Source organism: Mucilaginibacter aquariorum, assembly GCF_024498135.1.
GTDB classification, from domain to species: Bacteria; Bacteroidota; Bacteroidia; order Sphingobacteriales; family Sphingobacteriaceae; genus Mucilaginibacter; species Mucilaginibacter aquariorum.
Genome location: NZ_JANHOH010000001.1, coordinates 764,269 through 789,191, shown reverse-complemented (window position 1 = coordinate 789,191; position 24,923 = coordinate 764,269). Strand labels below are relative to the sequence as shown.

The 24,923-nt window shown below is 42.4% G+C and carries 24 protein-coding genes and 1 pseudogene; 11 read left to right on the top strand and 14 right to left on the bottom strand.

Annotated elements, in window-relative coordinates; all coding sequences use genetic code 11:
- Positions 1-255: 255 nt before the first annotated feature.
- The 5 genes from NPE20_RS03405 to pyrE all read right to left on the bottom strand — a co-directional run bounded on the left by NPE20_RS03405 (position 256) and on the right by pyrE (position 5,501).
- On the bottom strand, positions 256-1,365 hold the full coding sequence (locus tag NPE20_RS03405) for an NHL domain-containing protein (protein ID WP_256537194.1): 1,110 nt from the start codon (positions 1,363-1,365) through the stop codon (positions 256-258).
- A gap of 247 nt (positions 1,366-1,612) precedes the next feature.
- Complete coding sequence (locus tag NPE20_RS03400; RefSeq protein WP_256537193.1) at positions 1,613-2,437, bottom strand: carboxypeptidase-like regulatory domain-containing protein; 825 nt, start codon at positions 2,435-2,437, stop codon at positions 1,613-1,615.
- 31 nt (positions 2,438-2,468) lie between these two features.
- The gene (locus NPE20_RS03395) at positions 2,469-4,097 is read right to left on the bottom strand and encodes an ABC-F family ATP-binding cassette domain-containing protein (protein WP_256537192.1); all 1,629 of its coding nucleotides are present in this window, start codon (positions 4,095-4,097) and stop codon (positions 2,469-2,471) included.
- A gap of 359 nt (positions 4,098-4,456) precedes the next feature.
- The gene (locus tag NPE20_RS03390; RefSeq protein WP_256537191.1) at positions 4,457-4,852 is read right to left on the bottom strand and encodes an SRPBCC family protein; all 396 of its coding nucleotides are present in this window, start codon (positions 4,850-4,852) and stop codon (positions 4,457-4,459) included.
- Between the two features lie 7 nt (positions 4,853-4,859).
- Complete coding sequence (pyrE, locus tag NPE20_RS03385) at positions 4,860-5,501, bottom strand: orotate phosphoribosyltransferase (RefSeq protein WP_256537190.1); 642 nt, start codon at positions 5,499-5,501, stop codon at positions 4,860-4,862.
- A 49-nt stretch (positions 5,502-5,550) separates the two neighbouring features.
- On the opposite strand from pyrE, the gene NPE20_RS03380 reads away from it, so the two are divergent.
- Entirely contained in the window at positions 5,551-6,138 is a 588-nt protein-coding gene (locus NPE20_RS03380) for an NUDIX hydrolase (RefSeq protein WP_256537189.1), read from the top strand.
- Here NPE20_RS03380 and coaD read toward each other — a convergent pair.
- The 4 genes from coaD to NPE20_RS03360 all read right to left on the bottom strand — a co-directional run bounded on the left by coaD (position 6,107) and on the right by NPE20_RS03360 (position 8,676).
- Complete coding sequence (coaD, locus tag NPE20_RS03375) at positions 6,107-6,568, bottom strand: pantetheine-phosphate adenylyltransferase (RefSeq protein WP_256537188.1); 462 nt, start codon at positions 6,566-6,568, stop codon at positions 6,107-6,109. The genes NPE20_RS03380 and coaD overlap by 32 nt on opposite strands.
- Positions 6,569-6,757: 189 nt before the next feature.
- Complete coding sequence (gene nudK, locus NPE20_RS03370; RefSeq protein ID WP_256537187.1) at positions 6,758-7,339, bottom strand: GDP-mannose pyrophosphatase NudK; 582 nt, start codon at positions 7,337-7,339, stop codon at positions 6,758-6,760.
- 15 nt (positions 7,340-7,354) lie between these two features.
- Positions 7,355-7,888, bottom strand: a complete 534-nt coding sequence (gene rsmD / locus NPE20_RS03365) for a 16S rRNA (guanine(966)-N(2))-methyltransferase RsmD (protein ID WP_256537186.1) — start codon at positions 7,886-7,888, stop codon at positions 7,355-7,357.
- Positions 7,864-8,676, bottom strand: coding sequence for a DUF3822 family protein (locus NPE20_RS03360; protein WP_256537185.1), 813 nt, complete (start codon positions 8,674-8,676; stop codon positions 7,864-7,866). Before NPE20_RS03360 ends, rsmD begins: the two co-directional genes overlap by 25 nt.
- Positions 8,677-8,741: 65 nt before the next feature.
- Between NPE20_RS03360 and NPE20_RS03355 the strand changes: the two genes are divergently transcribed.
- Both NPE20_RS03355 and NPE20_RS03350 read left to right on the top strand, forming a co-directional pair.
- Entirely contained in the window at positions 8,742-10,166 is a 1,425-nt protein-coding gene (locus NPE20_RS03355; RefSeq protein ID WP_256537184.1) for an ATP-dependent DNA helicase, read from the top strand.
- Between the two features lie 163 nt (positions 10,167-10,329).
- Positions 10,330-11,445: an acyltransferase family protein gene (locus NPE20_RS03350; protein ID WP_256537183.1), complete on the top strand. Its 1,116-nt coding sequence runs from the start codon at positions 10,330-10,332 to the stop codon at positions 11,443-11,445.
- Between the two features lie 118 nt (positions 11,446-11,563).
- Here NPE20_RS03350 and corA read toward each other — a convergent pair whose 3' ends face one another.
- Together corA and NPE20_RS03340 are read right to left on the bottom strand one after the other, a co-directional pair.
- Positions 11,564-12,685, bottom strand: coding sequence for a magnesium/cobalt transporter CorA (gene corA / locus NPE20_RS03345; RefSeq protein ID WP_256537182.1), 1,122 nt, complete (start codon positions 12,683-12,685; stop codon positions 11,564-11,566).
- Positions 12,685-13,296: a WbqC family protein gene (locus NPE20_RS03340; protein ID WP_256537181.1), complete on the bottom strand. Its 612-nt coding sequence runs from the start codon at positions 13,294-13,296 to the stop codon at positions 12,685-12,687. Before NPE20_RS03340 ends, corA begins: the two co-directional genes overlap by 1 nt.
- Positions 13,297-13,331: 35 nt before the next feature.
- Here NPE20_RS03340 and NPE20_RS03335 point away from each other — a divergent pair, with 35 nt between their 5' ends.
- A complete protein-coding gene (locus tag NPE20_RS03335; protein WP_256537180.1) occupies positions 13,332-14,216 on the top strand; it encodes a lysophospholipid acyltransferase family protein in 885 nt (294 codons plus the stop codon).
- Positions 14,216-15,274 (top strand): glycosyltransferase family 2 protein, encoded by a 1,059-nt coding sequence (locus tag NPE20_RS03330; RefSeq protein ID WP_256538666.1) that lies wholly within the window; start codon positions 14,216-14,218, stop codon positions 15,272-15,274. The genes NPE20_RS03335 and NPE20_RS03330 overlap by 1 nt, the downstream gene beginning before the upstream one ends.
- A gap of 224 nt (positions 15,275-15,498) precedes the next feature.
- Here the strand turns inward: NPE20_RS03330 and NPE20_RS03325 are convergent, their stop codons facing one another.
- Both NPE20_RS03325 and aroQ read right to left on the bottom strand, forming a co-directional pair.
- Entirely contained in the window at positions 15,499-18,060 is a 2,562-nt protein-coding gene (locus NPE20_RS03325) for a mechanosensitive ion channel family protein (RefSeq protein ID WP_256537179.1), read from the bottom strand.
- 63 nt (positions 18,061-18,123) lie between these two features.
- Positions 18,124-18,546, bottom strand: coding sequence for a type II 3-dehydroquinate dehydratase (aroQ, locus tag NPE20_RS03320; protein ID WP_256537178.1), 423 nt, complete (start codon positions 18,544-18,546; stop codon positions 18,124-18,126).
- Positions 18,547-18,586: 40 nt separating this feature from the next.
- On the opposite strand from aroQ, the gene xerD reads away from it, so the two are divergent.
- Positions 18,587-19,492: a site-specific tyrosine recombinase XerD gene (xerD, locus tag NPE20_RS03315; protein ID WP_256537177.1), complete on the top strand. Its 906-nt coding sequence runs from the start codon at positions 18,587-18,589 to the stop codon at positions 19,490-19,492.
- 128 nt (positions 19,493-19,620) lie between these two features.
- Positions 19,621-19,902: pseudogene (locus NPE20_RS03310) on the top strand (GIY-YIG nuclease family protein); the annotation flags it as partial.
- Between the two features lie 106 nt (positions 19,903-20,008).
- On the opposite strand, the gene prmC reads toward NPE20_RS03310, so the two are convergent.
- A complete protein-coding gene (gene prmC / locus NPE20_RS03305) occupies positions 20,009-20,881 on the bottom strand; it encodes a peptide chain release factor N(5)-glutamine methyltransferase (RefSeq protein ID WP_256537176.1) in 873 nt (290 codons plus the stop codon).
- 33 nt (positions 20,882-20,914) lie between these two features.
- Between prmC and ribD the strand changes: the two genes are divergently transcribed.
- From ribD to mgtE, 4 genes are all read left to right on the top strand, one after another.
- The gene (gene ribD / locus NPE20_RS03300) at positions 20,915-21,967 is read left to right on the top strand and encodes a bifunctional diaminohydroxyphosphoribosylaminopyrimidine deaminase/5-amino-6-(5-phosphoribosylamino)uracil reductase RibD (protein ID WP_256537175.1); all 1,053 of its coding nucleotides are present in this window, start codon (positions 20,915-20,917) and stop codon (positions 21,965-21,967) included.
- A gap of 9 nt (positions 21,968-21,976) precedes the next feature.
- Positions 21,977-22,834, top strand: a complete 858-nt coding sequence (locus NPE20_RS03295; RefSeq protein WP_256537174.1) for a DMT family transporter — start codon at positions 21,977-21,979, stop codon at positions 22,832-22,834.
- Positions 22,835-22,842: 8 nt separating this feature from the next.
- On the top strand, positions 22,843-23,457 hold the full coding sequence (locus NPE20_RS03290) for an IMPACT family protein (protein ID WP_256537173.1): 615 nt from the start codon (positions 22,843-22,845) through the stop codon (positions 23,455-23,457).
- Between the two features lie 105 nt (positions 23,458-23,562).
- Entirely contained in the window at positions 23,563-24,912 is a 1,350-nt protein-coding gene (gene mgtE / locus NPE20_RS03285) for a magnesium transporter (RefSeq protein ID WP_256537172.1), read from the top strand.
- Positions 24,913-24,923 lie beyond the last annotated feature (11 nt).

Below are 24,923 nucleotides of genomic sequence, written 5' to 3'. Positions count from 1 at the left end.
TAACTACTAATGTTTTTATCTTTTCTCTTACAATAGTTTGGCTGTTGTAAACAGCTTGCAACTCGATTAGCAATTAATATTATGAAAAATTTTAAACTTGTGTGGTAAATCTGCAATACCGCCTTCTTACGAGGTGTTCCTCGCAATTCATGCTTTGAGTAATTCGAGAATATAAGATGGGTTTTTATAAAGCGAGTATAAATCCTGAATTAGATTGTTCACTTTCTTAAATAGTTCGAGCCGGCTATCTTGCTTTTATTCGATTTTTCTAATGCGGTTGTTATATACATCACAAATATAGATCGCGTCATTTGAATACAACAGTCCTTCAGGGTAACTAAACCTTGCCTGTAATATGGGGCCATCCTGAAAACCACTTAGCGCACCACCGGAAATAGTGGTTACCAATCCCGATGGTGAAACCTTACGTATCCTTTGATTTCCATTATCAGATATATATAACGTGCCATTCGGTGCTAAAGCTATGCCACTTGGGCTGCTAAATTTGGCGCTTTCGCCCAAACCATCAGCATATCCCTCTGCTCCCCCCGCAAAAGTGCTTACTACCCCCGCAGGGCTTATTTTCCTGATCTTGTGATCGCTGCTATCAACCACTACAATCGTACCATCCTCAAGAACTACTATGGCATAAGGATGAACAAATTTGGCAAGTAAAGCCGGGCCATCGGCAGATCCTTCCGTACTCCCGGCAATTGTTGTTACAACACCCGCCGGCGTAATTTTCTTAATCTTATGGTTGTTTGCATCTGCCACATACAATGAACCATCGGGAGCCAGGGCCATACCTGTGGGCGTAAAAAACCTTGCCTGCTGACCTACGCCATCCACGTCTCCGCGGGTTCCATCTGGAGAGCCTGCAGTAGAGCCTGCAAAAGTGGTAACCATTCCATTTTCGATTTTCCGTATTTTGTTATACACCCCGTCGCACATGTATATAATGCCATCATTAGTAACTACCAGCGCTCCCATAGAACTGAATTGCGCTTTTAAAGCAGGGCCGTCGCAATAACCAAATACACCGCTGCCGGCAACGGTGCTTACAATCCCATCCGGGCTGATCTTCCGTATTCTGGAGCCTCGAAACGCCGAAAAATAAAAAGAACCATCCGGGCCGGTAGTAATTGTACTGGGTTGAGAAGTCCTTGCAATGTTCAGAGGCCCATCTAAAGTTTCACGCCTATTGTCTCCAAGGTAAGTGCTTACCGTAGTAAATGTTGGGTCGGAGGTAGCCAGGATAGCATTTTTTTGATCAGCTTGTAAGCGGTCTACCGAAGTACCAAGTTCTTTTTTACAGGATAATAATAAGAGCATCATTACAGCTCCTGTAAGGAATATATTTCTCATAGCTCAGGAATTGGTGATGTTTCGTAAAGATGTAATTTTAACTTTTAAACAAATATACCCCACTTGGTTAACAGCCATATACACATAAAAAAGCACACAATTGAGGCGTGATGTGAGGGCAAGGTTTTTGCAAAACAGGCAAAAACCTTATTTATAAAAAAAGGAGAGTATAAGTACTACCCAAGGCACTGATGTTATTTACTGGGGGTGCAAATACGATCTATTGGCAGTCGCAGGTGAAATTTCTTTAATATTCGGCCAGCACATTAAAGCCGATGCCGGCAATACTTACTTTTTCCCAATTATCCTGGCTGGTTTCGCGGGATATGATAGAGCCGCCGCCAAACAGGCTTAAATTGGCCGAGAACATAACACCGTGTCCCTTTGCGTTTTGGATCCACTCCAGGCTTACAAAAAACTTGTCATCAACAAAAATATTGTAGGGTTTAAGGTCGACGTTTATACTCTGCTGACCTTTTTTTACGGTTACAAAAATATTTTGGTTTTGCAGCAACTGGTCGGGCAGGCCATCTTTAACACTATAAAAATTAAGGCGAAGCTTAACGGAATCTGTTACATCGCTTGCTATGGCGGCATTAAACTGTTTAAGGTAGGTTGGCGCTTTTTTTATTTTGATAATAGAACCCATCTCGTATCCAAGCCTGTTATTCCTGAAACCGGCATTACCCGATTTGGATTGTGTGGTATTGCCCAGTATCACTTCTTTCCACTTGTGGTTGTTAACCTTTACTTCTTTTAACTGGGTAACAACAGGCTGCAATAATAAAACTTTACGAGAGTCTGCCTTCTTTAAAAAATCTGCTACGCCGTAGGTGAGGGCCTTGTAACCTATCATCGATAGTTTTAAGCTATCGGTATCATGATTGGCTAAATTAAGTTTATAACGGCCCGCGCTATCGGTAACGGTACCTACGCTTTTGCCTATGATACCCACGTTTACATAGGGTAGGGGCGTATTGGTTTTGGCATCTTTAACAATACCTTCAAATACCTGGGCTTTAGCAAATAGGGAGGTGAAAATAAAAAGGGCAACAAACAGTATTCGTTTCATATGTGAGTAAGACGTGTTTGTTGCCTATTAGTTACGCTATAGCGTACATTTCCTCGCGTTGTTTCTGAACCACTTCGCTGTTAATATATTCGTCGTAGCTCATTAATTTATCAATTACGCCGCCTGGTGTAATTTCAATAATGCGGTTTGCAACAGTTTGCACCAATTCATGATCTCGGGAGGTGAAAATGATATTACCCCTAAAATCTTGCATGCCGTTGTTTAACGCCGTTATTGATTCCAGGTCAAGGTGGTTGGTTGGTTCATCCAATAACAACATGTTGGCCGATTGCAACATCATGCGGCTAAACATGCACCGCATTTTTTCACCACCCGATAAAACGTTGCTTTTTTTCAAAACCTCTTCGCCGCTAAATAGCATACGACCTAAAAAGCCGCGGATAAACTGGTCATCCTTTTCGCCGGCCGAGTATTCGCGCAGCCAGTCGATAAGGTTCATATCCTTGCCTTTAAAGTATTCAGCGTTATCAATAGGTATGTCGGCCAGATTTACGGTAACGCCCCATTTAAAGCTGCCTGTATAATCTTTGTCCTTGCCGGTTAAAATATCATATAGGGCAGATGTAGCCAAACTGTTTTGCGACAGGATAGCGATTTTATCACCCTTGTTAGCCATAAAGTCAACGTTGGCAAACAGCACTTCGCCATTTAAGGTTTTACCAAGTTTTTCGGTTTGTAATACCTGATCGCCAATCTCGCGGCCCTGGTTATTAAATATAATTCCGGGGTATTTGCGGTTCGATGGCTGTATCTCGTCAAGATTGATTTTATCCAGCGCTTTTTTACGGCTGGTTGCCTGTTTTGATTTGGAAGCGTTTGCGCTAAACCTGCGGATAAACTCCTGCAGTTCCTTCACACGGTCTTCAGTCTTTTTATTCTGATCGCTGCGTTGTTTTAATGCCAGCTGGCTCGATTCGTACCAGAAAGTGTAGTTACCGGTGTAGATGGTCATCTTCGCAAAGTCGATATCTACCACATGGGTACACACAGTATCCAGGAAGTGCCTATCGTGCGATACAACCAGTACAATGGCCTCGTACGATGCCAGAAAATCTTCCAGCCAGGTTATGGTGTGGATATCCAGGTCATTGGTAGGCTCATCCAGTAATAAAATATCGGGTTTACCAAAAAGAGCCTGCGCTAATAATACGCGTACCTTTTGGGTATTATCAAGGTCTTTAACCAGTTTGTAATGGAACTCTTCTTTAATACCGAGGTTGCTTAATAGGGTAGCTGCATTGCTTTCGGCATTCCAGCCATCCATTTCGGCAAAAAGGTTTTCCAGTTCGCCGGCGCGTTCGCCATCAGCATCGCTAAAATCTTCTTTAAGATAAATAGCGTCTTTCTCCTTCATAATGGCATACATTTCTTTATGGCCCATCATAACGGTTTCAATCACGGTATATTCGTCAAACGCATAGTGGTTTTGGCTTAGTACGGCCATACGTTCACCGGGGGTAAAGCTTACCGACCCGCTGCTTGGGTCAATTTCGCCCGATAATATTTTTAGAAAGGTTGATTTGCCCGCGCCATTTGCCCCAATTATACCATAGCAATTGCCCTGGCTAAATTTAAGATTAACATCCTCAAAAAGGGTGCGTTTTCCGTAACGTAAAGATAAATTAGATACCGTAATCATGCTGCACTTATATTTTGCGCAAAAATACGGTAAATACTTAATTTATTTTAGCCTTAGAATATTTTAGATATTTAATGTTTGTTAGTGTTAATCTTCTTAAGGCGAACAGATTTGATATTTTAATATTTTGTTTGAATTAAAAAATTTCTTTTAATGAATATTATTTCATGATAATAAATAAAATGCAAAAAAAAATGTCTTTTGAAGCAACAGTTATGCGGAAGGATACGTATAATTGTTTACCCTAAAATTAATTTTATATGACTATTGTATTAACAAGTCTGTTTATTGTGAACGCGCTGGTGGTAGTGCAGCACTTAAAAGTTAAACGGACTTAACCCACGGAAAACGAGGCTCAACTAATTTAGCAGGTTTGCTAAATTAGTTGTTTCCTCGTCGACAAGTTTTTTCAGCTGCCCTGAAGCAAGCATTTTCATCATCATATTAAGGTCTGCAGTAATAGTGAACACAGCCTGTGTCGCATTACCGGCCTCTCTTAATTCCCACTTCAATTCTACATCAAACGGCGGTTTTTCTGCAGGAATTATCCTGACAAGACTACCAGCCACACGTTCATCTATCTTTATCGAAAGCCTGGTGATATTTTGAATATTAAAGCTGGCCACATCAGCGGTTGATGTCCAGTCGGTAATATTATCGGGCATTAGCTGGCGATGGTTATTCATATCAGCTAAAAACTCGTATACCTGTGCTATTGGTTTGTTAACCGTAACTGTACTTTCAAAAACACTCATAATAATATTATTGTCCCCAGGTTGAGGGTTGTGCGCGCCATTTTTTTAACACTTCAGTATCGGCAGCAGAAATATAATTGTGCTGCTCGGCATACTTTAATAATGCATTATAGTTAGACAAGGTAATGAACGAACATTTAGCTTCCTTGAAATTTTCTGTAGCTACATCAAAGCCATAGCTAAAAATTGCAGCCAAACCGGCAACAGTGTAACCTGCATCGCGCAGCGCATGAACAGCCTGCAAGCTGCTTTTACCGGTAGATATCAGATCTTCGATTACCACTACACGCTGGCCCGGTGATATTTCGCCCTCAATTAAGCTGCCTGTGCCATGCTCTTTCGCTTTTGCGCGAACATAAATGAATGGTAAGCCCATTTCTTGTGCAACCAATGCACCTTGTGGGATACCCGCGGTAGCTACACCTGCAATACAGCCAACCGAGCCAAACTCTTCCTGTATGGCCGATGTTAATTGCTGACGGATGTAAGTACGGATAGTAGGATGCGATAACGTGATACGGTTATCACAATATATTGGAGATTTCCAACCGGAAGCCCATGTAAAAGGATTATTAGGTTGTAATTTTATTGCTTTAATTTGCAGCAGAAATTCCGCTACTTGCTGTTCGGTCTCACTATTAGTAAACATGGCTCAAAAATACAGAATTTATATTAACGAAAAAGTGATTTTGCTCACCGTGAAAACACCCAAAAACGAAACGCTATATCAAAAGGTTGACGGTGAGCACTTTGATTTAAAAATTGTTTACCATTGGGTGGATAAACAGCCGGGCAAATTATTTTATGTGCTTTGCGATGATGCAAAAGCTTTCCTGAAAAAAGTTATCAAAAACAGCGCGGTAATAGAAGCTGCCGGTGGGTTGGTAACCAACCAGGACGGTGAACACCTTTTTATTTATCGTAACGATAAATGGGATTTGCCGAAAGGTAAAATAGAGAAAAAAGAAAAGACCAAAGTAGCAGCTGTGCGCGAAGTAGAGGAGGAGTGCGGTATTAAGGTAAACACCCTGGAAGAAAAGATCTGCAAAACCTACCATACCTATATCTATAAAGGCGAAGTAGTGCTGAAAAAAACGCATTGGTTTAAAATGGGCTATAAAGGCAAGGCTAAATTAGTACCGCAGTTAGAAGAGGGTATTACCGATGTGCGCTGGTTTAAAAAGGAAGATGTAGCCACTATAGTGAAAAATACTTTCCCGTCTATCATTGATGTGCTGGAAAAAGAGGAGTTGATTACAAATATGGCAAAGCTTCTTTCGGAATAAACTGGGAAACATCGCCATTGTACCTGATTATTTCGCGCACAATGCTCGAACTAATGGATGAGTAACCCGGCTTGCTCACAATAAAAATACTTTCAATTGCGGGCTCTAAAGCGTGGTTCATTTGGGCTATGGCTTTTTCGTACTCAAAATCTGACACAGTACGTATGCCCCGTATCATATAATCGGCACCTATACTTTTGCAAAATTCAACAGTTAGGCCGTCATAAGCAACAATATGGATCCTGTCGTCGTTTGCAAAAACAGCACGAAGCATATCTTCGCGTTTACTAACGCTAAGCAAACCTTGTTTACTGCTGTTTGCACCAATGCCAATATAGACCTTATCAAACAGGCCTACAGATCGTTTTACAATATCAACGTGGGCTTTGGTAACAGGGTCAAACGAGCCGGGGAAAAGGGCTATTTTCATATAGGTGATAACGTTATTGCTTATTTCAAAAGTAAGGATTTTATTTGTTTCTGGTGTCATTTCGATCGAGCGGGGAGGGAAGTGCGGGGAGCGAGGAGAAATCTTTTACACTTTGCATCCAAATATGCAAGATGGCCTTTTTGTTGTAAAAGATTTCTCCTCGTACCTCGTTCGAAATGACACTCACTATTAATTCATCAATCCATTTACCTGCACGTATTGCAGCAGCATCATGGTTTTGGCATCTTTTATCTCTCCGGTTTTTACCATATCAAGCGCTTTGGCAAATGGTAGTTCCAATACCTCAATATGCTCGGTTTCTTCTTCTAAGCCACCGCCGTCGCTTACTTTCATGTCTTTAGTGTATTCGGCAGTAAAAAAGTATAATATCTCGGTAACCGAGCCTGGCGACATATACGCCTCAAATGCTTTTTGTACCGATGATATTTTGTAGCCCGTTTCTTCTTCCGTTTCCTTACGAATGCAATCTTCAGGATTGTCTTTATCCAGTAAACCCGCGCAGGTTTCTATCATATAACCTTGCTCGTTACCATTTAAATAGGTTGGCATCCTAAACTGGCGGGTAAGTATCACCGTTTGGTTAGTTTTATTATACAGCAGGATGGTAGCGCCGTTGCCGCGGTCATATGCCTCGCGCGAATGTTGCTGCCATTGGCCATTACGTCCTAAAAATTCATAGGTTACCTTTCTTAACACATACCAATTATCTGAAAGGACAGTGGTTTGCAGGTTTCTTATTTTTTCATTCATAATAAAGGGGGTAGGTTAGGCTTTAAAGAATGAGAACGACGAATGCCCGTATTTACGCTGCTCTACAAAGGCAGGGTGGTTACTTAGGTTTTGCAGCGATTGATGCTCCACTATAAGCATGCCGCCTTCAACAAGCAGGTTTTTCTCAAATACTATCTTGGGTATCTCGGGTATCTTGTTCAGGTCGTAGGGCGGGTCGGCAAATATCAGATCGTATTGTTCTGTTTCCATTTCCAGGTATTTAAACACATCAGCCTTAAAGGTTTCAATTTGCGTTAACCCATGCTGGCGCGATGCATCTTTTAAATAATGCACGCATTGTATGGCGCGGTCAACCCCGGTAACCTTTTCCGCTCCGCGCGACGCAAACTCCATAGCAATGTTGCCCGTACCGCTAAAAAGGTCGAGCACTTTTATATCTTCAAACTCAATTTGATTTTGCAGAATGTTGAAAAGTGCCTCTTTGGCAAGGTCAGTAGTTGGGCGTACCGGTAAATTTTTTGGCGGATTAAGCCTTAAACCCTTTAGTTTTCCTCCGATGATGCGCATAGCGATAAAGCAGCAAGGCCTAATATTTTGTGAGATTCGACGCGTGCAGGCAGGTCAAGTACCTGTATGCCGTTAAGGTTTACCTCGCCAAAAAAGTCTTTAAGGTAAGTGAAATATCTGTCGGTAGTGTTAATATCACCGCTAACAAACAGTTGTATATCTTCGGGTTTAATTTCCAGTTCGGTTGCTACCAGCGCGCAAAAATAAGCCAGCTCTTCGTGGTTCTTAAACGTAAAAGTGTTGTAAAAACGCAGCTTGCCACTTGTGAAATTAACAAAGGATACGGTATCGTTACCAATGTTTAAATACAGGTTGGTACTTAAAGGGTGGTTTTTGGCAATGGCCTTTATCCAACCGGCATCAGTATAAACTGTTTGGTTGTTATCAAGGTCTTTTGTGGTATCGGTTAACACTTCATCAACCTTGTAAATAATAACGTTTTGGTTATCTAACGCCTCTGTATAAATTTTTTCGGTTTCGTGTACGTCGAGCAGGCGGGCTATATCATTAATGCGCTTGCTATCAAACAAGCTATTGGGGAATAGAGTGAAGCCTGTAGCGTGTAAACCTGTAATTACCTGTTTGTAATTGGCGGTTAAAATATCATGCAGTTGCCGCGGGTTGCGCAGTTCGTCTAAAGAATAACTTTCGGCCCAGGCTAAAAGCTGTTTGCCGGAAATTACAGCATAATTAAAGCTGTTTGCATCAACCTGTAATAACAGGGTATAGCTGTGGGCCTGGTTCAGGCTTAAATCATCGCTGGTATAGTGGTGTCTGTTTTCGCTCATGCAGGTTAACAAAAGTAATATTTTTTGAATTACTTAATTAACATACTTATCAGCATTTTTGTGATGTGGCAACAATTGATCATATCCGCCAGGGTTTTCCGCACGAACCTACCCCGCAGCAACTGGAACTTTTTGGCAAACTCCACCAGTTTTTAAGCAGCGGGGAAGAGGACGACTGCTTTATACTGAAAGGTTATGCCGGTACCGGTAAAACCACCGTGCTTGGCGCGCTGGTAAAAGCCTTGCCGCAATATCATTTTAAAGCGGTATTGCTGGCGCCAACAGGGCGGGCGGCAAAGGTGATCACCAATTACAGCGGCCGCAAGGCTTTTACTATCCATAAACGCATCTACCGTAAAAAATCGGCGCTAAATGTAGATGAATCCTTCATGATCGCCGAAAATATGAGCACCAACACGCTCTTCATTATTGACGAGGCCTCCATGATATCCGACGAGTTGACCGGTAACAACCGCGAAACCCTGCTACACGATCTGGTTAATTACGTGTACAACACCAAAAACTGTAAGCTGATGCTTGTGGGCGATACCGCCCAGTTACCACCGGTTGGCGCGGACAATAGCCCGGCGCTGGATGCCAGACTAATGAAAGACCAGTTTGGCCTAACCATATTTAGCTATGAACTAACCGATGTATTGCGCCAACAAAAAGATTCGGGCATATTGTTTAATGTGACTAAGGTGCGCGATATTATTCGCCAGGGCAGGGAGGTAATGCCGCAAATAGTAACCAAAGGCTATAAAGATGTTTACCGCATGAGCAGTGAATTGCTGGAAGAAGGCCTTAACTATGCCTACAGCAAGTATGGGCACGATAATACGCTCATTATTTGCCGCAGTAACAAAAACGCCAATCTTTATAACCGGCAGATCCGCGGGCGCATACTGATGCGCGAGGAAGAACTAACCGGCGGCGACCAACTAATGGTGGTGAAGAACAACTATTTTTGGCTGCAGGACCAGGAGGAGGGCAGCACCGGTTTTATTGCCAATGGCGATATAGCCCGAGTGAAAAAGGTACGCCGGATAGAGGAAATGTACGGCTTTAGGTTTGCCGATGTGCAACTGGAGTTTATTGATTATGCCGAAGACCCAGTGCTGGATTGTAAGATTCTGCTGGACACTCTGTATTCGGAAGCGCCCGCCCTGCAATCGATAGATCAGAAACGCTTTTATTTGGAAGCGATGAAAGATTACGATCATATCCCAAACAAGCGCGACAAGCATAACGAACTAAAGTTAAACCCTTATTATAATGCCCTGCAAGTTAAATTCGCTTATGCTATAACCTGCCACAAAGCACAGGGCGGCCAATGGGAAGCCGTATTTGTTGACCAGGGGTACTTAACGGATGAAATGGTGAATACCGATTTCCTGAGATGGTTTTATACTGCCTGTACACGCGCGACGAATGAGCTTTACCTGGTTAATTTTAATCAGCAGTTTTTTAAAGGCGGTGTAGAGGAATAGCATACCAATAGTGGACACACTTTTTCTCCTGATTTTCGCTGCACATACATACTGCTTGTAGAAGGTTTCTCCCGTGCTTCGCAAGGATGGGTGGAAGATTTGCACATGCCAATCCCATCCATTACCTTTAAAGGCCTAACAATTTAAACCTGATAAGCCCTTTATGTCTAAACCTCATTACCCCATCCTTGACGGATTGCGTGGCACAGCCGCGCTTTTAGTGGTTATATTTCATTTGTTTGAGGGCTATTTCCCCGAGATGCCTAAACACCCCATGCACCATGGTTACCTGGCTGTAGATTTTTTCTATATGCTGTCGGGCTTTGTGGTGGGCTACGCATATGACGATCGCTGGGCAAAGGGCATGACCATTAAACAATTCCTGAAGATAAGGTTGGTGAGGCTGCACCCGCTGGTTATTTTGGGTACAATTATAGGTGCTATCGCCTTTTGGTTCGATCCATTTAAGGATAACCTGCACTTTGATGTTTGGAAATTGGTTATAGTTACATTGATAGGTTTTACCATGCTGCCAGCACCGGTAGATGTACGTGGCTGGAGCGAAACGCACCCTTTGGACGGGCCTTGCTGGAGCTTACTGCAGGAATACATTGCCAATATTATCTACGCCATATTTGGTCGCAAAATGACTAAAACTATACTTTGGATAGTAGTTATCATCAGCGGTATTATGCTAACTGTAGTGGCTGTAGATCACGGCGATTTGGGTACAGGCTGGGGTTACGCAAAAATAAAATCGGCCTTTATTGCTAACTGGTTTTACGGGGACGGGGCCGAAGGGTATCCCAATATCTGGGTAGCGCCGGTACGGATGATGTTCCCTTTCTTTGCCGGGTTGTTGCTGTTCCGCACAGGTAAACTGATCCGCATTCCAATGGCATATACCGTATGCTCACTTTTCCTGGCGGCGCTGTTCTTTTTCCCATGGTATAGCTGGAATGGATTTTACGAGGCCGCTTGTATCATCATCGCGTTCCCGCTATTGATAGCAGCGGGTGCCGGCGGACAGATCAGCGGCCGATGGGCCAAGCTTTGTAAGTTTTCAGGCGATATCTCTTACCCCATATACATCACGCATTATCCGTTCATCTATATCTACACCTTCTGGATCATCAAAACCAAACCATCGCCACAAACGGTTATCCCGGTGGCAATAGGTTTGTTCTTCTTTTTTATCCTGCTGGCTTACGCAGCCTTAAAACTATACGATGAACCGATAAGGGAGCGATTGAAGAAAAGGTTTTTGGGGAGAGTATAATATAACCGTCATTGCGAGGTACGAAGCAATCTCTTTAGGACAATTATACACCTTGCATGAAGGATTTACTCAAAGGGATTACTTCGTACCTCGTAATGACGTGGAGTTGATATTGTTATTACAACTTACTAAACCAACCCTTTTTCCAAAAAATAAAGATCTGGATAACGGCTATCGCTAACATGCATATAAGGGCATATACATAACCGTGCTGTACATAAAGCTCGGGCATATTATCCTTTATCACATGGCCGTGGGTATCTTCCCGGCTAAAATTCATACCGTAAACACCGGCTATAAAGGTTAGCGGAATAAATATAGCCGAGATAATGGTAAGCACTTTCATGATCTCGTTCATGCGGTTGCTCACCATGCTTAGGTACAGGTCTATAATACTGCTGGTAACCTCCTTGTAGCTTTCTACCATATCCATAGCTTGTATACAGTGGTCATAAGCATCGCGCAGAAATAGCTTTGTTTCCTTTGTTATTTCCGGGCTTTCGCTGCGGATCATATCATTTATTTTATCGCGTTCGGGCCAGCAGGCGCGGCGGACAATGATCAGGGTTCGCTTTAATTGCTGGGCATCAAACATGATGCTTTTATCGGGGCTTTGGTAAAGCTTATCTTCTATTTGGTCTATCAGATCGCCAATTTGCGATAGCAGCACAAAATAGTTATCCAGTATGGTATCTATAAGGGTATAAAAAATATAACCCGGTCCGGCGGTACGGATATTCCCTTTACCGGCTTTTAAACGAACGATTATAGCTTCAAAGTAATCTACATAGCTTTCTTCAAAGCTGATAATAATGTTATCCTTCACTATCCCGCTAAACTGGCAATTCACCAGTTCGGTCTCGTTATTAAAGTAAATGATACGGCTGGTGCCAAATACGTAACCATCGTACTCGTCAAACTTAGGGCGTTGGTGGGTGTTTACAATATCCTCTAATACCAGTTGGTTAATGCTCAGGAAAGTACCAATATCTTCCATCAACCGTGCATCGCCAAGTCCGTTCACTCTTATCCAGTGGGTATGATCGGTGCATTTGGCAATTTGCCGGGTAATGGTTTGCATATCCTCACCTTTGCTCACCTGCAGGTCGTCTTGATTAAAAGAGTAGATAGTTATTTTAGAAGGTAAAGCATCATGGGGGATAATGATAGAACCTGGGCGTGCCCCAGCATTAATATGTCTTTTATGATTTTTATAACGAACACGCTTGGTATATCCCATTACAAATAATTTAAAGTTTGCGGGCCCTGGTTAAATAATAGGTCAACAATGCTCAGGTTCTTTAAAAATCCCTGCCGCTCATCAAAAACCTGAAAGTAGGGCTTTTGTTCGGTATCGGGTGCATTTTTACCGTTCAGTACGTTGCGCAGGTCGGTAAGGTTGGGGTAGGTGGCTTCATAAGTATCGGTAAACTTAAACTCCATCTTTATTTTTAGCAGGCGCAGCAATAATTCCAGCAGTTGCTGGTTATAATCAAACAAAAAAGTAGTTTGCTTTTCGTAGAACGGTGCAAAATCATCTTCGTAATATTCAAAATAAGCCGAGCTGCGGTAACAGGTTTGTAGCCCCATCCAGTGCGAACGCTGCCATCTAAAATCGTAGCTTATTTTCACATCCTTTGTTTTGGTGTGATTTTTTGAGCCTTTTATAATAGGTACAGTAAGCGTTTGCCTGCCATCGGGCGAGTAGATGTTTGCCCTGTTACGATAGGTTTGTTTAGGAAAATGTTCTTCCTTTTCAAATACCACATCCGGCTTAAAAGCGATCAGCTTTGTGAAATACTCAACCGGCGGAAGGTAAAACATAGGTAAAACAGCACCGTTCTCAATCATATATATTTTTTATGTTTGTGGCAAAATTGGTAAAAATGTTAAGAAAAGCGGCTTTAAATACGGGTATATTTTTTTTGTACCTGGTATCGCTATTGCCGTTTTGGTTTTTATACGGCGTAGCCGATGTTATCTTCCTGTTTTTGTACTACGTTATCCGCTACAGGCGCGATGTGGTGAAGCTGAATTTGAAAAACTCTTTCCCGGAGCGGACAGAGGCTGAACGCAACAAAATTGAGCGCAGATATTACCGCTATATGGCCGACCTGATGGTTGAAACTATAAAGATGATCACTGTATCAGAAAAATCGTTACGCAAACGCATGAAGCCAACAAACCCCGAACTGGTGAATCATTACTTTAAACAGGGCCGAAGCATTATTGCGGCAGCCGGGCATTATTGCAACTGGGAAATGGCGGCACTTGCTTTTGGTTTATTAACCAACGAGAAACGCATAATAGTTTACAAGCCGCAAACCAATGAGGTGTTTAATGATTTGTTTAACCGGGTACGGGCACGTTTTGGGGCCATACTGGTTGCCATGAAACAAACGCTGCGCACCATGATCGCTTTTAAGAACGATCTTACCTTTAGCGTACTGGTGAGCGATCAAACACCAAACATGCACGAGATAAACTATTTCACCACTTTTCTGAACCAGCCTACAGCGGTGTTTCTGGGGATAGAAAAATTGGCTAAGCTTATTGATGCTGTAGTGATATTTTACCGGATAGACAGGGTTAGCCGTGGTTATTATACTTATACGCTTGTGCCCTTAATTGAGCAGCCCAAACAAACTACAGACCACGAAATTACCGAGGCGCATGTGCAATACCTCGAAAAATTAATACAAGAAAAACCTCAATATTGGCTGTGGAGCCACCGCAGGTGGAAATACAGACCGGAGGATATAAACAAATGATGAACACACCCAAAGTTGCCGTAGTAATATTAAACTGGAACGGCATCAAGTACCTTCGCGACTTTTTGCCCTCGGTATTAGCCTCTACTTATCCTAATTTGGATATTGTGGTAGGCGATAATGGCTCATCAGATGATTCTCTTGAATTTTTACGGAGCAGGTACCCATCTATCAGGATAATAGAAAATAAAGAGAACTATGGCTTTACCGGCGGTTATAACCGGGTACTGGCACAGGTTGAGGCCGATTATTACATCCTGCTGAACTCGGATGTGGAGGTGGAACCCAACTGGATCCAGCCGGTTATTGAACTGATGGAAAGTGATGTGCAGATAGCCGCGGCCGCGCCCAAGATAAAATCATTTCACCAAAAAGACCATTTTGAGCACGCAGGAGCCGCTGGTGGCTTTATAGATAAATTTGGCTATCCATTTTGCCGTGGGCGGATATTCTACGAGATAGAGGAGGATAAGGGTCAATACGAGCAAGCCGGCGAAGTATTCTGGGCAACCGGTGCGGCTATGTTCATTAAAAAGCGTTGCTGGGATTTAGCCGGTGGCTTTGACGAAACCTTTTTTGCCCACATGGAAGAAATTGACATTTGCTGGCGATTAAAAAACATGGGACATAAGGTAATGTATTGCCCGCAGTCTGTTGTTTATCATGTTGGGGGTGGTACGCTTAATTCCGAAAATCCGTTTAAAACATACCTTAACTTTCGCAATAACCTTTTGCTGCTGAAGAACAACTTACCGTTTTGGCGGGCGTTTTGGGTGATAGGTCTTCGTTTTTTTATGGATTTGTTAGCATTATCCCGTTTTTTGATGGAGGGTAAACGTAGAGATGCCTGGGCTATAAGTAAAGCGCATCAAAACTTTGTAAGGAAGCTGTTTTCAAAGTCAAAAGTTAAAAGTCAAAAGTCAAAAGATTATCAGGCTATTGTTTCCAATCATAAAACTCCCAACCTAACCGGCACGTATTCCCGCAGCATTGTTTGGGATTTCTTTATCAATAAGAAGACGAAATTTACCGACCTGGAGAAGAAAGACCTTCATTAATTATTCAATCAGTATTTCTCGCAAACACGTAAAAACATCAGTGTCATGGTGAGCTTGTCGAACTATTGTCGCTCGTATAGGTCTTCGACAGCCTCAGACCGACAAAGGTTCCCTGTTATTGGTGTCCGTCCTTACCAATAACCTTTAGAACGGTTTATAATTGCACAGCCCGGATGCATGGCGGCTTGTTGGTGAGGACACCAACAAGGGAGTATTTGATTGATTTACCTATCCGGCGCTTTTGGGACTATATCGGTATCCGGCAAATCGGTGTCGTTAGTATCGGTAAGCGGCGTATCTGTTTCCTCTGATGCTTTTTCCTTTTCCTTTCCAAATAACTCCGTTTGCTCTTTAGTAAGCCTCAGGTGTAGATCTCGTTGCGGATATGGTATCTCAATGCCTTCTTTATCAAACGTGGCATAAATATCTGTAAGTACATTGCTTTTGAGCGATAACCAGGTGCCAATATCAGCAGCCCAAAACAATAGCCTGAAATCAACCGAGCTCTCATTCAAATTATGTACAAATACCAATGGGGCCGGGTTATCCATGATCTCGTCCCGGTTGGAGAGCAGATCGGTCAATAAAGTTTTAACTTTCTCAATATCTGATCCATATGCTACACTGATGATCAGCTCGATACGGCGGTTATTATTGCTCAGCGTCCAGTTAATTACATGGTGCGATATCAGGTCGCCATTGGGGATTATAACCTCGGCACCATCACTTGTAGCCAGTTTGCTGGACCGGATCCCGATCTCCATAATTGTGCCCGACCGGTTATCCACCTCAATAATATCGCCTATTTGTATAGGTTTTTCAAAGGCAAGTATTAAACCCGATACCAGGTTGTTCACAATGTTCTGCAAGCCAAAACCGATACCTATACCAAAGGCACTTATGATAATGGTGATCTTATCCAGCGGGAAACCTGAGGCGGCTACAGCTAACAGAAAACCTACTGCAAATACTCCCAGTTTTATCAGCAAGGTAGAAGTACGGTTCTTCTTTTTCAGCACATCAATATCATTGGCATGTTTGCCCGCTACCTCGTATAGGTAACTGATGATCCTTGCCGCTACGGATGACAGCCATATCACCGCTATAAATATGATTATACTCTGAAACGTAAAGCTGGTGTTTGTGCCACCAAGGCTTCGGCTTTCAGTCAGGAATTTCTCCAGATAGGTAAATACCGCGTCTTCAACACTTAGGTTTTGTGTAAGCATTATCAACCAAAGCACAGTTGCCAGGATAGTTAGAATGCTCCTGAACTTATTTTGCAGCAGTTTAAAATCAATGAACGAGCTTAGGCCATTACTGCTTTTGTTGGCCTCCAACTGCAAGAAAAGGCTTTGCATTATTACCTGCACCAGGTAATACATGCCTAACGCCAGCCATAAATTATATATAGCCGTAACGCCTACAATTTTTGACAGCGTAACCCGGCCAAATACATTGAATAAAAAGGCTATGCCCTGTAGACCGATAAAGATCTGTAATATGATTTTGGTATATGGCAGGTAATCTTCGGGGGCTTTTTTAACCTGTGTGAAGAAACGGATGCTGACGACAGTAGTAATAAGGGACAGTAATAATACGATAATCCTATCGGTATTAGATGCCTCTACAAACAGGTTGCTAAAGCTATAAATTACTGCCAGCCAGAATAATATGTGCAGGTATTTAAATAAAGCTTGCGGGCAGGTTTTTTTAACCAGGTAAAGTATGGCCAGTATCAGTACAATAAAAAACATCTCCTGCACAACAACGGGCGGATGGTCGTAAAAATTGGGAACTATAGCGAAAGTAATAATTACAGCAGATGCAATAGGATAAAGTGATACATATTTAGCATGGCTAAATACCGATTGAGGCGATTCTTTTATCCGGACAACTTTGCGCCTGTTGGCGTATAGCCAGCTCAAAAACAATACAAAAACCAATAAACCGGTAAAGTGAATAAGCGGATCGCGGATTATAAAGAACCTCAGCAACTTGGTATTCATGCTCACCGTTTTAGTAAGCGCTGTTTTAAAGGTGCTTTCGGTGTTGGCATCCATTTCCCAAATGCTATTATTTTCATCACTAAGCGCCTGGATGTTAAACTCACGAATCTTGATATCTATCTGATCTTTAAGATCAAGCAGCGAAATGTAAACGGATGAGATCCGGTTTTGCAGCAAACCAATTTTAAGTAATAGCTTTTTGTTGGTGGTATCCAACCGTTTATGCTTGCTATCAATAGCAATTTTTTGGATGAGGTAGGTGGTGAGCAGGCTACTATCTGCAGGGATAATTTTCAAGGATGAATCCTTTTCCATTGATGCCAGCTCGTTTTGGTTTTGTACCAGCTTGGAGTTTATATCAGCTAACTTGTCCTGCCATATATCCAGTTGATCATCACTCCGGGTTAAAATATCACGTATGGCGTAAAGGTAGCGCAGGGTGCTTGAGCGATCGTCGTCTATCAGGTTTTTGATCAGGCTGATACGGGTTTCAAACGAGGGAAGTTTTTGACTGATCTCCACCGTATCAATATTGCGCGACAGGCTGGTTTTTATCTGGTTAAATGATGAGGTATAATACTCTACCTTTTGCAGTAAGTTATTGATAGAAGTATCAGACTTTTTAAAGGTTCGCATCATTGAATCGCGGCGCAGAATAGCCTTGCGCAACGAATCACGTACAGATTGCGGTTTACGTTTAGATTGCGCCGAAATATCAGTTCCGAATAAAGTTAATACGAACAGTACAACAAACGATATCTTAAATACTTTACTCATGCAGGGGTAATTTCAAATTTTAAATCTCGGGTTTAACCAAAATTCAGACGTACGTTTTTAGATTTAGTACTTAAGCAGCAGGCTTTCTATTGCCAACCTATACGAGTGCATACCAAAGCCTGCTATAACGCCTTTGCAATTTGCGGCCAGCATAGAGTGGTGCCTAAATTCTTCCCTTTTATATACATTAGAAATATGCACTTCAATTGTTGGGGTGTTAATAGCGGCAATAGCATCGGCAATAGCAATAGAAGTGTGGGTATAAGCACCGGCATTTAGCACAATACCGGCATAACTAAAGCCAACTTCGTGCAGTTTATTTATAATTTCGCCCTCAATATTACTTTGGTAATAATTAATGGTGATGTTTGTAAAGTGTTGCTGCAATTCGGCAAGGTAGCTTTCAAAATCGGCACTGCCATATATAGATTTTTCGCGTACGCCAAGCAGGTTTAAATTTGGCCCGTTTATAATTTGTATATTCATTTGTTCAAACTTAGCTATAAATCATTAAAACTAAAATCAATTGGACTGGCCATCGGCAATAAAAGGGTTTAAAACCTATCTGAAATTAGAAAGATCGCTTGCTGCTAACTCTATTGAAGCTTACAGCCGCGACCTGCAAAGACTCTACCAGTATGCCGATACACTCGAAACTAAACTATCGCCAACAAAATTTACCCTTACCGATCTGCGTAATTTCATCAATTGGGCAAACGAATTGGGGATGATACCTTCAACCCAATCGCGGGTATTATCGGGCATAAAAGCCTTTTATAAATACCTGCTGATGGAAGACATGATTACCAGCGACCCATCCGAACTGTTAGAAACACCCAAAATACAGCGCAAGTTGCCGGATACACTGAGCATTCATGATATTGATAAAATGATTGCCGCCATTGACTTATCTAAACCCGAGGGCACACGCAACAAAGCTATTTTGGAGATCTTATACGGCTGCGGTTTACGTGTATCAGAATTAACGGAATTAAGGCTCTCTAATTTGTTCCTTGAATCGGACGTGGAATTTATAAAGGTTACCGGTAAAGGGAGCAAGGAACGATTAGTACCCATTGGCGGCGAAGCCATAAAAGCGCTTAAAATTTGGATAGAGCAAGTACGCATACATATCGACATAAAAAAGGGAGAAGAAGACCTGGTTTTTTTGAACCGCCGGGGTAGCAGGCTGAGCCGGGTTTATATTTTTATGCTGATAAAACAACTGGCCGAATTGACAGGATTGAGAAAAACCATTAGTCCGCATACCTTCAGGCATTCTTTTGCAACACACCTGGTAGAAGGCGGCGCCGACCTCCGTGCCGTGCAGGAAATGCTGGGCCACGAAAGTATCACCACAACTGAGATCTACACCCACCTGGACAGGGAGTATTTAAAGAGTACAATAATAGAGTTTCATCCGAGGAATTAGGGGGGCGACAGAGCCCCCCCCCTGTCATTTCGAACGGGGTACGAGGAGAAATCTTTTACAACAGAAAGGAGCGCTTTGCAGCCAAACTATTTGTAATTTTAAGCATGTGAAATCACAATTACTACGTATACATAACTACCAATTACGATAAATCGATATTATATATTGGTGTTACTAATGATTTAAGTCGACGATTATACGAGCACGAGGAGAATAAAGGCACTGGTAAATCTTTTACAGGCAGATACTACTGTTACTATTTGGTCCACCATGAACACTTTACAAATATTGAACATGCCATTGAGCGCGAGAAAGAGATCAAGAAGTGGCGTAGGGAAAAGAAAGACGCTCTGATTAATTCTACCAACCCCAAGCGCCGATTTTTAAATGATGAAATAAACCAGGAATAGTCTGAGCGCTTGGTGTTAACCAAGATAGTTTGGATGCATGTGTAAAAGATTTCTCCTCGCTATCGCTCGTTCGAAATGACATGGTGGTTATGGCGCGGGTTTAGATTTAACCTTTCACCGCCTTTGCCATCCTGTCCCTGCTGCTCATATCTTTACGCAACTCAATGTCAGTAAATCCTTTATCTGTTAATAACTCAACTGTTTCTTTACCAAAATTTTCATTTATTTCGAAGAACAATAAGCCATTCCCAGATAAGTGTTCAACCGCGAAATCAGCAATGCCCTTATAGAAGATCAGCGGATCATTCTCCGGTACAAACAGCGCCGTGTGCGGCTCAAAACCGGTTACGTTTTGGTGCATTTGGGCTTTATCGATCAGGGTAACGTATGGCGGGTTAGATATAATTACTTCGAATTTCGAATATTCAATTTCGAGTTTTGTATTTAAGATATCATCTTGAATAAACTCAACCTCAACGTCGTTAATTACAGCATTTTGTTGAGCTGTATGTAAAGCTTCGGGTGATATATCTATCGCAGTGACCTTTGCACCTGGCAGGTTCTTCTTCAAACTAATAGCAATGCAACCACTACCGGTACCGATATCCAAAACAGATAGGCTACTGTTAACTGCCAACTTTAAACTGCCAACTGAAGAAATCAGCCATTCTACCAATTCTTCCGTTTCGGGTCTTGGTATCAACGTAGCAGGGTTTACCAAAAAGTTTAAGCCATAAAACTCCGTATTGCCTAAAATATATTGTACAGGCCTGCCGGTTTTAAGTTCTTCAAGAATGTTTTGGATCTTTTCAGTCGCCTCGCCGGGTACCTCATCCTCGGGGAAAGCCTTTATTTTGGCGCGGGACATATCTGTAATTTCTTCCAGCACCAATAAGGCAATAGCCTCAATTTCACGGGTATCATATACTTCACTAAGGCCTTGCTGAAAGGACAGGAATACATCCTTAATAGTTTTCATGCAACAAAGTAACATAAAACCTACTTTTGCACAATGGCATTACACGAAATATATATGCAGCGTTGCCTTGATCTGGCCGCTTTAGGTGCAGGTTCGGTTAGTCCGAACCCAATGGTGGGCGCTGTAATAGTTCATGATGATAAAATAATAGGAGAGGGTTATCATCAAAAATATGGTGAAGCCCATGCCGAGGTAAACGCTGTTAAAATGGTGACAGACAGGTATGGTAATCATGCCGATCTGCTTAAACAATCTACCATATATGTTTCTTTAGAACCCTGCGCGCATTATGGCAAAACGCCACCCTGTGCAGATCTGATCATCAAACACCAGATACCAAAAGTAGTGGTAGGCTGCCGCGACCCGTTCCCGCAGGTGGATGGCAAAGGCATTGAAAAACTGCAGGCCGCAGGCATAGAAGTAACTACAGGGGTATTAGAAAAAGAATGTCAATGGCTAAACCGTCGCTTTTTTACCCGTGTACAAAAGCAAAGGCCATACATCATACTAAAGTGGGCGCAAACTGCTGATGGCTTTTTTGCCCCGGCAGATGGCACACAGCATTGGATAACCGGCCCCGAAGCAAGGAAACTGGTGCATCAATGGCGTGCCGAAGAAGATGCCATATTGGTTGGCAAGAATACCGTACTGGCCGACAACCCGCAATTAAACGTACGGTATGTGGAAGGGAAATCCCCAAAACGAGTAGTGATAGATCGCCGGCTGGAATTAAGCAAAACTTTGAACGCGTTTGACCAATCTGTTGAAACGTTGATATTTAACGAGGTGAAAACAGATATTGACGGAAAGAACAAGTACATTGCGCTGGAAGACTTTGATCGCTTTGTACCACAGTATATTTTGTTTCAGTTGTATTTGCAGGATATCCAGTCGGTAATTATTGAGGGCGGTGCACATACACTAAACTCGTTTATTAATGCCGGTTTATGGGATGAAGCACGTATTTTTACCGGCTCATCTGTTTTAAAAGATGGTATTAAAGCGCCGGTTGTAAGCGGTACAAATACTGGTGAATATACAGTGGGGGCAAATAGTTTACAGATCTTTACAAATCTACCTACATAACCTATTATAATGTTATACGTTTTTTTAAGTATTTGCTGCAGCGTTATCGTTTCCGTATTGCTAAAACTTGCCAAACGCTATCAGATAGATGTTTTTCAGGCCATTACATGGAATTACTCGATGGCTATCCTGCTTACCTGGTTCTTTTTTAAACCCACAATACCCAGCCTGCAAAATGCACCGATACATATTTACTTAGGCCTTGGGGTATTATTACCGCTGCTATTTATGGTGATGGCTACATCCGTTAGGGTAGCCGGTATTGTACGTACCGATGTTGCACAAAGGCTTTCGTTGTTTATCCCGCTGCTGGCCTCGTTCTTAATATTTGGCGATAGTTTAAACAAGCTGAAAGTTATTGGGTTGATAATTGGTTTCGCGGCAATACTTTGCTCTATACCGTGGCAAAAGAAAACAGCTAACCGCAAGGTTTATTCAAACGCATGGATCTTTCTGCTGATTGTATTTTTTGGGATAGGTATAATTGATATCCTGTTTAAACAGGTTGCTTTATTTAAAGAAGTACCCTACACCACTTCGCTTTTCCTGATCTACATACTGGCATTTGTTATTGCCTTAATTGTACTGATATTTAGGGTAGCCACAAAAAAGACAAAGTTCTCATGGCCGCATATTATGTTTGGCTGGATACTGGGGGTAGCTAATTTCGGAAACATCCTATTTTATTTAAAAGCACATACATCCTTATCTAAAAGCCCGTCAACGGTATTCTCTGCCATGAATATCGGTGTAATTGCTTTGGGCACGCTTGTTGGCCTGGTGGTGTTTAACGAGCGGCTAAGCATCCTCAACAAAGTAGGCGTGGCACTGGCGGTTATAGCCATTGTAGTAATTACTATTTCCTGATCTGTGATATGTTATTTGACGATACCTATAAAACCATCGCCCGGCCTGTTGAAAGCATCTTTCGCGATCGGGGCAGCAAGTTCCTGGGCTTTGCCTACCCGGTTACTTCTGATAATGATATAAAAGCCATAGTAGCAAACTTAAAATCGGAACATCCAAAAGCTAATCACCACTGCTGGGCTATAAGGCTGGGGATAGACCGCTCCGTTTTCCGTGTAAACGACGATGGTGAACCCTCAGGCACGGCAGGCAGGCCGATATTAAATACTTTGCTATCCCGAAACATTACCAATGTGCTTGTGGTGGTTGTCCGTTACTTTGGCGGTACCTTACTGGGCGTACCGGGACTAATAAACGCCTACAAAACCGCTACCGAAATGGCGTTGGACGCGGCGCAGGTGATAGAAAAAACCGTTAACGATATCTACACCATCACATTTGATTATGTGCAGATGAATGATGTAATGCGCATTATTAAAGATGACCAGCTGCAAATTTTAGAGCAGGTATCAGAGTTGAACTGTCAGATAAAATTCTCCGTCCGTAAAACACAGATAGAGCAGGTGATGAGTAAGCTAAACAAAGTAAACGGTGTAAAGGCGGTTTATAAATACAGCGGGTAGGTAGTTATTAAGTCAGCACAATGTGTGAAGTAATACGGGAATTTAACCCAATTAATCCCAGTTCCAGCCTCAACTTTTCAGTAAAATTGCTTATTTTGCCTGCATATGCAATCTTTTGAAATAGATAAAACCGACCTGCTCCGCATTAAAACCGCCCTTGAGGGGGATGATGCTGAATTACAGGTTGTTTTGAACGACTACCACGCTTCGGAGATTGCCATACTATTCGAGAAACTCCCGCAGGAAGCAAAAGAACGTATCATCAATATCCTGCCTACTGATATTGCATCAGAGGTCATCTCGGAGATGACCGAGGAATCGCACCCGGAAGATCTTTTGGTGGGCCTGCATCCCGAAAAACGGTCGGAGATAGTAGAGGAGATGGATTATGACGTGGCCACGGATATTATTTCGCAGCTTGACAAAGAAGACCAGCAAGAAATTTTAGAGGACATTGACCAGGAAGATGCTACCAGTATCCGTGCCCTGTTAAATTACCACGAGGATACCGCCGGTGGTTTGATGAACTCGGAAGTTATTTGTGTAAACATTAACCTGGACAAAAAAGACGCGCTGGACGAGATCATCCGCCAATCTGAAGAAATGGAAGAGTTTTATACCATTTACGTAGTAGATGATCATAAAACTTTGCAGGGCATCCTATCCATAAAAGATATTATAAAGGCCCGTGGCGAAGCTAGGGTGCGTGACCTTGTACAAACCGACTTTGTATACGTAAAAGCTGAGCTTGATCAGGAAGAGGTTGCCAAACTGATATCGCAGTACAACCTGACTACCATACCCGTGGTTGACGATCATATGAAATTGCTGGGCCGCATTACGGTTGATGATATCATCGACGTTATGGAGGCCGAGAACACCGAGGATATCTTGAAGATCTCGGGCGTATCAGAAGATGAGGAACTAAGCGGTAACTGGCGCGATGCTGTAAAAAGCCGTTTGCCATGGTTGGTAATTAACCTCGGCACCGCGTTTTTAGCGGCATCTATCATTCGTAATTTTGATGCTACGGTAAAGAACCTGGCCGTAATATCAGCCTATATGACCATTATTGCAGGTATGGGTGGCAACACAGCTACACAGGCATTAGCGGTAACCGTAAGGCGTATCTCGTTAAGCGACCTAAGCGATAGACAAGCCTATAATACTGTTTTAAAAGAGCTTTTAGTAGGCCTGGTAAATGGTGCCTGCAACGGATTAATCGTTTTCGCGGTGGCCTATTTTTACGATGCCAACCCTATGCTGGGCCTGGTGCTGTTTTTAGCTATGACAGGTAATTTGATCGTTGCTGGTTTAACAGGTGCATCTATCCCGCTGATTTTGAAAAGGGTAGGGATTGATCCGGCTGTGGCATCGTCAATTATCATTACTACATTTACAGATTGTATTGGATTTTTTCTGCCATTATGGTTGGCAAGCAAGCTTTTATTATAATTTTGACCCAT

Coding starts and splice junctions, on each gene's coding strand:
- NPE20_RS03405 (WP_256537194.1), bottom strand. CDS start 1,365: ATGAGAAATATATTCCTTACAGGAGCTGTAATGATGCTCTTATTATTA.
- NPE20_RS03400 (WP_256537193.1), bottom strand. CDS start 2,437: ATGAAACGAATACTGTTTGTTGCCCTTTTTATTTTCACCTCCCTATTT.
- NPE20_RS03395 (WP_256537192.1), bottom strand. CDS start 4,097: ATGATTACGGTATCTAATTTATCTTTACGTTACGGAAAACGCACCCTT.
- NPE20_RS03390 (WP_256537191.1), bottom strand. CDS start 4,852: ATGAGTGTTTTTGAAAGTACAGTTACGGTTAACAAACCAATAGCACAG.
- pyrE (WP_256537190.1), bottom strand. CDS start 5,501: ATGTTTACTAATAGTGAGACCGAACAGCAAGTAGCGGAATTTCTGCTG.
- coaD (WP_256537188.1), bottom strand. CDS start 6,568: ATGAAAATAGCCCTTTTCCCCGGCTCGTTTGACCCTGTTACCAAAGCC.
- nudK (WP_256537187.1), bottom strand. CDS start 7,339: ATGAATGAAAAAATAAGAAACCTGCAAACCACTGTCCTTTCAGATAAT.
- rsmD (WP_256537186.1), bottom strand. CDS start 7,888: ATGCGCATCATCGGAGGAAAACTAAAGGGTTTAAGGCTTAATCCGCCA.
- NPE20_RS03360 (WP_256537185.1), bottom strand. CDS start 8,676: ATGAGCGAAAACAGACACCACTATACCAGCGATGATTTAAGCCTGAAC.
- NPE20_RS03350 (WP_256537183.1), top strand. CDS start 10,330: ATGTCTAAACCTCATTACCCCATCCTTGACGGATTGCGTGGCACAGCC.
- corA (WP_256537182.1), bottom strand. CDS start 12,685: ATGGGATATACCAAGCGTGTTCGTTATAAAAATCATAAAAGACATATT.
- NPE20_RS03340 (WP_256537181.1), bottom strand. CDS start 13,296: ATGATTGAGAACGGTGCTGTTTTACCTATGTTTTACCTTCCGCCGGTT.
- NPE20_RS03335 (WP_256537180.1), top strand. CDS start 13,332: ATGTTAAGAAAAGCGGCTTTAAATACGGGTATATTTTTTTTGTACCTG.
- NPE20_RS03330 (WP_256538666.1), top strand. CDS start 14,216: ATGAACACACCCAAAGTTGCCGTAGTAATATTAAACTGGAACGGCATC.
- NPE20_RS03325 (WP_256537179.1), bottom strand. CDS start 18,060: ATGAGTAAAGTATTTAAGATATCGTTTGTTGTACTGTTCGTATTAACT.
- aroQ (WP_256537178.1), bottom strand. CDS start 18,546: ATGAATATACAAATTATAAACGGGCCAAATTTAAACCTGCTTGGCGTA.
- prmC (WP_256537176.1), bottom strand. CDS start 20,881: ATGAAAACTATTAAGGATGTATTCCTGTCCTTTCAGCAAGGCCTTAGT.
- ribD (WP_256537175.1), top strand. CDS start 20,915: ATGGCATTACACGAAATATATATGCAGCGTTGCCTTGATCTGGCCGCT.
- NPE20_RS03295 (WP_256537174.1), top strand. CDS start 21,977: ATGTTATACGTTTTTTTAAGTATTTGCTGCAGCGTTATCGTTTCCGTA.
- NPE20_RS03290 (WP_256537173.1), top strand. CDS start 22,843: ATGTTATTTGACGATACCTATAAAACCATCGCCCGGCCTGTTGAAAGC.
- mgtE (WP_256537172.1), top strand. CDS start 23,563: ATGCAATCTTTTGAAATAGATAAAACCGACCTGCTCCGCATTAAAACC.